Genomic DNA, 10202 nt, shown 5'->3' on the forward strand with positions numbered 1-10202 from the left:
CGGGGCCGGGACCGGCTCTGTGCGGTGGTGTTTGTCGGCTACCCCCTCAATGTGTAGAATGTTCATCCCTTTTTTGCCGTCGTCGTTTTTCCGGCGCCAGTTCCGCCTTCTGTAAGTCTCTGAATTTCAAGAGGAATAGGTTTTGATGCAGCAGAACTCAACGCTGGTGCAGGGGCTCTATGGGCCCGGAGAATTCCGGGACAACTGTGGCTTTGGCCTGATCGCCCACATGGAGGGGCAGGCCAGTCACGAGCTTTTGCAAACCGCTATTGAAGCACTCACCTGCATGACTCACCGGGGCGGGATCAACGCCGATGGAAAGACCGGTGATGGATGCGGGCTGTTGCTGAAAAAACCCGACTCCTTCTTCCGGGCGCAGGCCGGGAAACAGGGCATTGAACTGCCGGACATCTACGGCGTCGGGATGGTGTTCACCCATCCGGAAGCCGAGCAGGCGGCCGCCCAGAAGGCGGTGATCGACGCCGAGCTGGAAGCTCAGGGGCTGAAGGTTCTGGGTTGGCGCGAAGTGCCCACCGACGCTTCCTGCCTCGGTGAGCTGGCGTTGCGCTCCCTGCCGGGCTTTCACCAGGTGCTGGTGAGCGGTGAGGAGACATCCGAGGACGCCCTCAACCGCCGTCTGTTCTTCGCCCGCCGTCTCGCCGAGAAACGCATTGCGAAGGACGGTTACTTCTATGTCTGCTCGCTGTCGGCCACCACGGTGTCCTACAAGGGCCTGATGATGCCGGTGGATCTGCCGGCGTTCTTCCCGGATCTCGGTGACGAGTCCATGGAAACCGCCATCGTGGTATTTCACCAGCGGTTCTCCACCAATACCTCACCGCAGTGGCCGCTGGCCCAGCCGTTCCGTTATCTGGCCCACAACGGCGAGATCAACACCATCCAGGGCAACCGTAACTGGGCGTTGGCCCGTGAGAACAAATTCGAGAACGAACTGCTGCCCGATCTGGCCGAACTCAGCCCGCTGGTTAACCGTGAGGGCTCCGACTCCTCCAGCATGGACAACATGCTGGAAGTGCTGCTCTCCGGCGGCATGGACCTGTTCCGCGCCGCGCGCATGATGGTGCCGCCGGCCTGGCAGAACGTGGAAACCATGGACGCGGACCTGCGTGCTTTCTATGAATACAACTCCATGCATATGGAGCCCTGGGACGGCCCCGCCGGGCTGGTCATGACCGACGGGCGCCATGCCGTCTGCATGCTGGACCGCAACGGCCTGCGTCCGGCCCGCTGGGTGATCACCAAGAACGGTTTCATCACGCTGTCCTCCGAGATCGGTGTATACAGCTACCAGCCCGAGGACGTGGTGGCCAAAGGCCGCGTCGGACCCGGCCGGATCCTGGCCGTGGACGTCGAGAAGGGCGAACTGCTGCAGACCGAGGACATCGACAATCGTCTGAAAGTGCGCCACCCCTATCGCCAATGGCTCAGGGAGAACGCGCTTCGCATCGAGGCCGATTACCTTCCTGGCACCAAACACATCGATGACATAAAACCGGAAGAGCTGCTCAGCTACCAGAAATTCTTCCAGGTCAGTTTCGAGGAGCGTGACCAGGTGCTGCGTCCGCTGGCTGAGGCGGGCCAGGAGGCCACCGGCTCGATGGGCGACGACACGCCGATGGCCGTGCTGAGCCAGCGCCAGCGCCCGCTGTATGACTACTTCCGGCAACAGTTCGCGCAGGTGACCAACCCGCCCATCGATCCGCTGCGTGAAGCGATTGTGATGAGCCTGGAAACCTGTATTGGCGCCGAGCGCAATGTGTTCGAGGAAACCGCTGACCATGCGGACCGGGCCATCCTCTCCACGCCGGTGCTGTCCTACGCCAAGTATCACAACCTGCTGGACATCGACCGGCCGGGCTACCGCTCCGAGCGGTTGAGTCTGCACTATGACCCGGCCCTGGGACTGCGGGCGGCGGTCCATGCTCTGTGTGAAAAAGCCGAGCAAGCGGTGCGTGACGGTGTCGTCCTGTTGGTGCTGTCCGACAACGGCATCAGCCCGGATACACTGACAATTCATGCGCTGATGGCCTGTGGCGCGGTGCATCACCACCTGACCGGATGCGGCTTGCGCAGTGATGCCAACATCATTGTCGAGACCGCCACCGCCCGTGACGCCCACCACTTCGCCGTTCTCTTCGGTTTCGGTGCCACCGCGGTGTTCCCCTACCTGGCCGAGGATATCCTGGCCGATATGGTCAAGCGCGGCGAGTTGCTGGGCGACGTGGTGGAACTGCAGAAGAATTTCCGCAAAGGCATCAACAAGGGATTGATGAAGATCCTCTCCAAGATGGGGATCTCCACCATCACCTCCTACCGTGGCGCTCAACTGTTCGAAGCCGTGGGTATTGCCAGCGACGTGGTGGATTTGTGCTTCCGGGGGGTGCAGAGCCGCATCGAAGGGGCTACCTTCGAGGACTTTGAGAGCGACCAGAAAACCATCGCCGCCGACGCCTGGAAACAACGTAAGCCAATCGATGCCGGTGGTGTGCTCAAGTACATCCACGGCAAGGAATACCACGCCTACAATCCGGATGTGGTGCACGCTATCCACCGTGCCGTGCAGAACGGCGATTACCAGGCGTACAAGGAATTCGCCGAGCTGGTCAATGATCGCCCGGTGGCGACCCTGCGCGACCTGTTGAGAGTGCGCGGCGATGTGACGCCGGTGCCGCTGGAAGAGGTGGAGCCGATCGAAACGATTTTGCCGCGTTTCGACTCCGCCGGTATGTCGCTGGGCGCGCTCAGTCCGGAAGCTCACGAAGCCATCGCCACCGCCATGAACCGTCTGGGAGGGCGTTCAAACTCCGGTGAAGGCGGCGAGGACCCGGCCCGTTATGGCACCGAGCGTGTTTCCAAGATCAAGCAGATCGCTTCTGGCCGGTTCGGTGTGACCCCGCATTACCTGGTCAACGCCGAAGTGCTGCAAATCAAAGTGGCCCAGGGCGCCAAGCCTGGTGAGGGCGGCCAGTTGCCCGGTGGTAAGGTCAATGCGTTGATCGCCCGCCTGCGTCACTCCGTGCCCGGCGTGACCCTGATTTCACCGCCGCCGCACCACGACATTTACTCCATCGAGGATCTGGCTCAGCTGATCTTCGACCTCAAGCAGGTCAATCCGCAGGCCCAGGTGTCGGTGAAACTGGTGTCCGAGCCCGGTGTTGGCACGGTGGCTTCCGGCGTGGCCAAGGCCTACGCCGATCTGATCACCATCTCCGGTTACGACGGCGGTACCGCCGCCAGCCCGCTGACGTCCATCCGTTACGCCGGTTCCCCGTGGGAACTGGGGCTGGCGGAAGCGCACCAGGCACTGCGTGCCAACGATCTGCGCCAGAAGATCCGCCTGCAGACCGATGGTGGTCTGAAGACCGGGCTGGACGTGATCAAGGCGGCCATCCTCGGCGCTGAGTCGTTCGGCTTTGGTACCATGCCAATGGTCGTGCTCGGCTGTAAGTACCTGCGTATCTGTCACCTGAACAACTGCGCCACTGGTGTGGCCACCCAGCGGGACGACCTGCGCAAGGAGCATTTCATCGGCGCGCCGGAAATGCTGATGAACTACTTCACCTTCGTTGCCCGTGAAGTGCGCGAACTGCTGGCGGCGCTCGGCATCAAGAGCTTGCCGGAACTGATCGGCCGTACCGATCTGCTGGAGCGCATCGAAGGTCTGACCGAGAAACAGAAGCGTCTGGATCTGCTGCCGATCCTGCGCAATGACCATGTGCCGGCGGACAAGCCGACCCATTGTCAGGTGCAGCGCAACGAGCCGTTCGACAAGGGCGTGCTCAACGCCAAAATGATGGAAGAAATGCGCACCGCCGTGGAAGGCAAAAGCGGTGGCTCGTTCCACTACACCATCACCAACTGCGACCGTTCCGTGGGCGCCACGGTGTCCGGGGAAATTGCCAGACACCACGGTAACCTGGGCATGGAAAGCGCGCCGATCCGGGTTCGCTTCACCGGCACCGCCGGGCAGAGCTTTGGTGTGTTCAACGCCGGCGGCTTGCACCTGTATCTGGAAGGTGATGCCAACGACTATGTCGGTAAAGGCATGGCCGGCGGCAAAGTGGTGATACGCCCGCCCAAGGGCAGCCCGTTCAAGACCCAGGATACCGCCATCATCGGTAACACCTGTCTGTACGGCGCCACTGGTGGCAAGTTGTTCGCCGCCGGCACCGCCGGTGAGCGTTTCGCGGTGCGTAACTCCGGCGCCCATGCGGTGGTGGAAGGGGCTGGTGATCACTGCTGTGAATATATGACCGGCGGTTGCGTCACCGTGCTGGGCCATACAGGCCACAACTTCGGTGCCGGCATGACCGGGGGCTTCGCCTTCGTGCTGGATCAGGATAATGACTTCTTCGACCGCATCAACCCGGAATTGATTGAACTGCATCGGATCAGTTCCGAGTCCACTGAATCCCATCGCGCTCATCTGCGTCATGTGATCGAGGAATACGTGGACGAAACCGGCAGCGAGTGGGGCCGGGAGATCCTGGACAATTTCGATGCCATGAGCCGCAAGTTCTGGCTGGTCAAACCCAAGGCGGCGAGCCTGGAAGACCTGCTCAAGAGCACGCGTGCGAACCCGGCATAACGAGAGAGCGACATGGCTGAACGTTTAAGCAATAACTTCCAGTTTCTCGATGTCCCGCGGCACGATCCGAAGAAGAAAGACATCGAACTGCGCAAGCACAAGTACGAGGAAATCTACTACCCGTTTGAAACCCGGGAAGTGGAGCATCAGGCCCATCGGTGCCTGCACTGCGGTAACCCGTACTGCGAATGGAAATGCCCGGTACACAACTATATTCCCAACTGGCTGAAACTGATCAGCGAAGGGAATCTGATGGAGGCGGTGGAGCTGTGTCACCAGACCAACTCCCTGCCGGAAGTCTGTGGCCGCGTGTGCCCGCAGGACCGTCTCTGTGAAGGTGCCTGTACCCTGAACGACGGTTTCGGCGCGGTCACCATCGGCGCCACCGAGAAGTACATCACCGATACCGCACTGGCCATGGGCTGGCGCCCGGACATGTCCAAGGTGGTGTGGACCGACAAGAAAGTCGCCGTGATCGGTGCCGGCCCGGCGGGTATCGGCTGTGCCGACGTGTTGGTCCGCAATGGCGTCAAGCCGGTGGTGTTCGACCGTTATCCGGAAATCGGCGGTCTGCTCACCTTCGGTATTCCCGAGTTCAAACTCGAGAAGCCGGTGATGGCTAAACGCCGTGAAGTGTTTGAAGGCATGGGTATCGAGTTCCGTCTCAACACCGAGATCGGCACCGACGTCACCATCGATGAACTGCTGGATGAGTTCGACGCCGTATTCATGGGCATGGGGACCTATACCTACATGAAGGGCGGGTTCCCCGGTGAGGACCTGGATGGCGTGCATGAGGCGCTGCCGTTCCTGATCTCCAATGCCAACCGTAACCTTGGCTTTGAAAAAGACGCCGCCGATTTTATCGACATGGGCGGCAAGCGCGTGGTGGTGCTCGGTGGTGGTGACACCGCCATGGACTGTAACCGCACCTCCATTCGCCAGGGCGCCGACAGCGTGGTGTGTGCCTACCGCCGGGACGAAGAGAACATGCCGGGCTCCCGCAAGGAAGTGGCCAACGCCAAGGAAGAAGGCGTTCGCTTCCTGTTCAACCGTCAGCCCATCGAAGTGGTCGGCGAGAACGGCAAGGTGGTTGGCGTGAAAGTGGTGGAGACCAAGCTGGGTGAGCCGGACAACAATGGCCGCCGCCGCCCGGAGCCGATCCCGGGCAGCGAGGAAGTGCTGCCAGCCGATGCGGTGATCATTGCTTTCGGCTTCCGCCCCAGCCCGGCGGACTGGTTCGAGCCCCAACGTATCAATCTGGATGACTCCGGCCGCGTGCTGGCGGCGGAACAGCAAGCGTTCCCGTTCCAGACCAGCAATGAGAAAATCTTCGCCGGCGGCGACATGGTGCGCGGTTCCGACCTGGTGGTGACCGCCATTTGGGAAGGCCGGGAAGCGGCCAAGGGTATTCTCGACTATTTGGATGTATAAAGGCGCTTTCACGCAACACGCCCGCACGCAACACGCTAAGGGGCCTGCTTTCGCAGGCCCTTTTTCTATATGATGCGATAGTCTTTTTATGCTTTGCGTGTTCGCGTGCCAGCGTGTTGCGTGAAAACGCTTTTCAAGGAATCCCCATGACCCACGCCCCGCTCCAAAACGACCGCTTCCTCCGCGCGCTGGCCCGCGAACCCGTGGACCGCACCCCGATCTGGATGATGCGCCAGGCCGGGCGCTATCTGCCGGAATACCGTGCCAGCCGGGAGACGGCCGGGTCGTTCATGGATTTGTGCCGTAACGCCGAACTGGCCTGCGAAGTAACGCTGCAACCGCTGGAGCGCTACCCGCTGGACGCGGCGATTCTGTTTTCCGACATTCTCACCGTGCCGGACGCGATGGGGTTGGGCCTCTATTTTGAAACCGGAGAGGGGCCGAAATTCCACAAGACGGTGCGCACCGAGCAGGACGTGGCGGCGCTGCCGGTGCCGAACGCGGAGAGTGACCTGGATTACGTCATGCGCGCGGTTTCCACTATTCGTGGCGCGCTCAATGGGCGGGTGCCGCTGATCGGCTTCTCCGGCAGCCCCTGGACGCTCGCCACCTACATGGTGGAAGGCGGCTCCAGCAAGGACTTTCGCCACCTCAAGGCGATGATCTACAGCCAGCCGGAGGTGGCCCACGCGCTGCTGGAGAAACTGGCCCTGGCGGTGACCGATTACCTTAACGCCCAGATTCGTCACGGTGCCCAGGCGGTGCAGATTTTCGATACCTGGGGCGGGACCCTGTCCGCCGAGGCCTACCGGGAGTTTTCCCTGGCCTACATGCAGCGCATCGTCAACGGCCTGATCCGCGATCACGAAGGCCGCAAGGTGCCGGTGATCCTGTTCACCAAGAACGGCGGCTTGTGGCTGGAAGCCATGGCGGATACCGGTTGCGATGCCTTGGGGCTGGACTGGACCGTGAACATCGGTGACGCCCGCCGCCGGGTCGGCGAGCGGGTGGCTCTGCAAGGCAACATGGATCCGGCGGTGCTGTACGCCGATCCCGCCGCCATCCGCACTGAAGTGAAGCGTATCCTGGACGATTTCGGCGATCATCCGGGCCATATCTTCAACCTGGGGCACGGCATCACCCCCCATGTGGACCCGGAACACGCCCGGGCCTTCATTGAGGCGGTGGTGGAGTTGGGCGCCAAGAAAGACGGCCCGTGAAGGGCCGTTAAAACTAGGAAAAAACAGCAAAAACAAGGAACGCATGTCGACCGTTTGGATGCGGTAACGGCGCCATGCAATTGCCACCTTACTCCTGTTTGTGCATAAGAAAAACCCCTGGCTACGAAGCCTCCGTGGGAGGTCCCCATGGTACTTGGCAAGCTCACTGATATGCCGCCACGCCATTCGCCAGCAGGCTGGCTCCCACAGATCATGCTACGAAGCCGCTGTGGGAAGCGGCCTTGGCCGCGAATGCCCCGCTGGCCGTTGGCCATTCGCTTGCCAGCAAGCTTCCCACAGCGGCTTCGTGGCGATCTGTGAATTCATGCTGAATGAGCCTGGCTTTCCTTTTGCTTACTGACCAATCCGTCGCAACTGATAAAGATTCCGGGTGGTGGCCACCACCTCGCCGTGGCTGTCCTTGAGTTCGGTGTCCCAGGCGAAGTCGCATTTGCCATTGGCCTCGGCTTCGGCCTGAATTCGCTGAACATCCTCCTCGCTGATGCGGACTTCCACTTCGATATCGGTGGTGGCCGGGCGTCGGAAGCGGATCTGCATGTCCTTGACGATGGGGTAGAAGCGGGAGGTATCGAAGCTGGTCATGTAGATCACGCCGCCGGGCAGTTCCGCCAGGGTATAGAGCGCCCCGGCGTACATAGTGCCCACGTGGTTGTGGTTTGGGGCCAGCGGCATTTTCATCCGGCAATAGCCCCGGTCCACTTCCAGGGTTTCCACCCCGCACCTTTCCACGAAGGGGAAGGCACGGCCGGCGTGGGTTTGGATCTGTTCCCGTTGTTCTTCGCTCAGGGTCATTAACCGGCTCTCAGATAAAGTTGATCGGTCTTCGCCGCGCAGATGAAGTCATTTCGGTGCAGACCGTTGATCTTGTGGGTCCACCAGGTCACCGTCACCTTGCCGTACTCGGTGAGCAGGGCAGGATGATGACCTTCTTCCTCGGCCATGGCGCCCACCTGGTTGGTGAACGCCAGAGCGTCATTGAAGTCGTGGAAGGAGTATTGGCGTTGCAAGCGTTCCTCGCCGTCTTCCTCGATGCGCTTCCAGTCCGGAATTTCCTCGGCCAGGGTCTCGGCCTCCTGGTCGCTGATCAGGGGCGCATCGGCACGGCAGGCCTCGCAACGCTGTTGATGCAGAGACATGATGAGGCTCCTTGTAGGGGTTGCGGGTCATTTCCAGATTAGTGCATTGGCACGGTGCTCGCATCCGTCTTTCCGGTGATCAGCCGCGGCCCAGCAGATCCCGGGCAATGGCGATCACCTGCATTTCGTCGGTGCCGGCATAAATCTGCAGGATCTTGGCATCGCGCATCAACTGCTCCACCCGGGACTCGCGCATGTAGCCATAGCCGCCATGGATCTGCACCGCTTCGGTGGCCACTTCCATGGCGGCCTGGGCGGCATAGAGTTTCATCGCCGAGGCCTCGGCCAGGGTCATCTGTTTGCCGGCGCCGGTCAGGTCGATGTAGCGGAACACCATGTTCTGCAGATTGCCGCGGGCGACTTCCATCTTCGCCAGCTTCAGCTGGATCAATTGATTCTCGCCGATGGCACGACCGAACTGGACTCGCTCGCGGGCGTAACCGACCGACAGTTCCAGAGCCCGCTCCACCATGCCCAGCGCCATGGCGGCGACGCCGGCCCGTTCCTGCATGAAGGTGGACTTTGCGCCGGAACGGCCATAGCTGGTTTCGCTACCGCCAAGCAGGCGGTCCACGCCGACTTTGACGTCATCGAAAAACAGTTCTCCGGTGGGCGAGGAACCGATGCCCATCTTCTTGAACGGTTTGGACTGGGTCAGACCTTCCATACCGCTGTCGAGGATGAAGGAGACGATTTTGCGGTCCCGGGGCTCAATCCCTTCTTCGTCCAGTTTGCAGATCAGGATGATGGTGTCGGCGTAGGGGCCGTTGGTAATCCAGGTTTTGGAGCCGTTGATGATGTAACCGCCATCGCCGTCACGGCGGGCCACGGTCTTCATCTGGCCGAAGGCGTCGGAACCGGAATTGGGTTCGGAAATGGCCCAGGCGCCGATCTTCTCCATGGTCAGCAGGGGAAGGGCCCAGCGTTCTTTTTGTTCCAGGGTGCCTTTGCTCATGATGGCGCCACCGGCCAGGCCCATGGACACGCCCATGGCGGTGACCAGCCCCTGAGCGTGGCGACACAGCTCAATGGTGGGAATCAGACGTAGCGCCGCCTGTTCGGCCGCGGCGGAGGCGCTTTTCTTGCCCTCCTCCTGTTTCGGTGTGCCGGCCTTTTCCCTGGCGATCTGGCGTTCGAAGCTCTGCCGCGCCATTTCGTCCATGCCGAAGGTTTTGATCATCTTGCGCAGGATGTCGTAAGGCGGGACGCCGTTGTATTCGATGTCGTCCAGATTGGGCACCACTTCCTTGGCGATAAAGTCGCGCACCATTTTCTGGATCATTTGTTGTTGTTCGTTCCACTCGATCATGACACTGGGGATCCTGAGGCTCTTGGGTTCCACTGACATTAGCAGTGTCCCGATGGCGGGTCATTGATCTGGAGTGGTGGCGGAATTGGCGGAAATGGTCAGGGGGTGAGCGCTGGATGCCAGATGCTTAAGGCATGGGGCGTGACGCCAGACGCCAGACGCTAAAGTCAAAACCCGGGACTGCCAAGCCGCTATATTCGCCAGCAAGCTGGTCTCCCACGGATCATGCCACGAAGCCGCTGTGGGAAGCTTGCTTGCAAGCGAATCGCCAATGGCCCAGGGCATTCGCGGTCAAGCGGAGCGCCGCCCGGACCTCTTCCCACAGCGGCGCTGTAGCCCCCTCTGAATGGAGGTCTTCGAGGTAACCGAACAATACGGGAGCCCCCGCCGGAGGGACCCTTCCCGCTAAACCGCGAGGAACCATAAAAAAAGGCGTTTTAGAGCTTGCCAGGGCGTTGGGTCTGGTTTTGCAT

6 protein-coding genes are annotated in these 10202 nt (G+C 61.1%); 3 read left to right on the forward strand and 3 right to left on the reverse strand.

Features of this window, described 5'->3' with window-relative positions; translation table 11 throughout:
- Positions 1-145 precede the first annotated feature (145 nt).
- The 3 genes from gltB (at position 146) to hemE (ending at position 7263) form a co-directional block, all read left to right on the forward strand.
- Positions 146-4609 (forward strand): glutamate synthase large subunit, encoded by a 4464-nt coding sequence (gltB, locus tag A6D6_RS18285; RefSeq protein WP_133490123.1) that lies wholly within the window; start codon positions 146-148, stop codon positions 4607-4609.
- 12 nt (positions 4610-4621) lie between these two features.
- Positions 4622-6043, forward strand: a complete 1422-nt coding sequence (locus A6D6_RS18290; protein ID WP_133490124.1) for an FAD-dependent oxidoreductase — start codon at positions 4622-4624, stop codon at positions 6041-6043.
- A 146-nt stretch (positions 6044-6189) separates the two neighbouring features.
- The gene (gene hemE / locus A6D6_RS18295) at positions 6190-7263 is read left to right on the forward strand and encodes a uroporphyrinogen decarboxylase (RefSeq protein ID WP_133490125.1); all 1074 of its coding nucleotides are present in this window, start codon (positions 6190-6192) and stop codon (positions 7261-7263) included.
- 354 nt (positions 7264-7617) lie between these two features.
- On the opposite strand, the gene A6D6_RS18300 is transcribed toward hemE, so the two are convergent.
- From A6D6_RS18300 to A6D6_RS18310, 3 genes are all read right to left on the reverse strand, one after another.
- Positions 7618-8076 (reverse strand): YiiD C-terminal domain-containing protein, encoded by a 459-nt coding sequence (locus A6D6_RS18300; RefSeq protein ID WP_133490126.1) that lies wholly within the window; start codon positions 8074-8076, stop codon positions 7618-7620.
- Positions 8076-8420: a 4a-hydroxytetrahydrobiopterin dehydratase gene (locus A6D6_RS18305; RefSeq protein ID WP_133490127.1), complete on the reverse strand. Its 345-nt coding sequence runs from the start codon at positions 8418-8420 to the stop codon at positions 8076-8078. Before A6D6_RS18305 ends, A6D6_RS18300 begins: the two co-directional genes overlap by 1 nt.
- Positions 8421-8499: 79 nt before the next feature.
- Positions 8500-9729: an acyl-CoA dehydrogenase family protein gene (locus tag A6D6_RS18310; protein ID WP_133490128.1), complete on the reverse strand. Its 1230-nt coding sequence runs from the start codon at positions 9727-9729 to the stop codon at positions 8500-8502.
- Positions 9730-10202 lie beyond the last annotated feature (473 nt).

Origin of the sequence: Alcanivorax xiamenensis, from assembly GCF_009846745.1 — a bacterium.
GTDB lineage: Bacteria > Pseudomonadota > Gammaproteobacteria > Pseudomonadales > Alcanivoracaceae > Alloalcanivorax > Alloalcanivorax xiamenensis.